Below are 519 nucleotides of genomic sequence, written 5' to 3'. Positions count from 1 at the left end.
CGCGACGTGGGCCAACTGGCGGATCAAATTGAGACAGCAGCAGAGAAAGTAACTGCCGCCAACCGAGACGCGCTAGTTATCGCAGAGCTGCTTCCCAAGATGGTCGATGCGCTCCGTGTTTCTCTTCGCGAGGATGGAGAGAAACTCCTTTCGAGTAGCAGTGAAAGACTAGAGGAGATTGAAAAAAGAATCCAAGGTTTAGTCGATGAGGCAAGTGCCTTAGAAAAAAATATTGCAGCACGTACAGCTGAACTAGAACTTAGTGCAAACAAACTCGCTCGCCAGAGAGAGTTACTAAGAATTGAAACTGAGCTTCGAAAACGAAGGTGGTTTCACTTTTTCCACAAGGATTAAGAGGTAGAAATGCAAAAATGGGAACTTTTGGCTTCTCCGGGCCATGTCCTACTCACACGAGTTGACGAATACCGGCGGAAATTGCGTCTTCCCGGGCTCCTGTTCGCAGGAGCCGTGGTTTTGACCTTCTCTGCAGCTCCTGCAGCTCTCTGGATCGCCAAGGCT

General features: G+C 49.5%; 1 protein-coding gene. It reads left to right on the top strand.

Annotated elements, in window-relative coordinates; genetic code table 11:
• Positions 1–354: hypothetical protein (locus GVL03_RS19470; protein WP_159502592.1), on the top strand; the 354-nt coding region annotated here is incomplete at its 5' end.
• Positions 355–519 lie beyond the last annotated feature (165 nt).

It is taken from the genome of Microbacterium sp. 18062 (genome assembly GCF_902706225.1).
Classification (GTDB): domain Bacteria; phylum Actinomycetota; class Actinomycetes; order Actinomycetales; family Microbacteriaceae; genus Microbacterium.
Note: the sequence above shows the minus strand (reverse complement) of the source record. Positions and strands in the feature narration are given on the sequence as shown.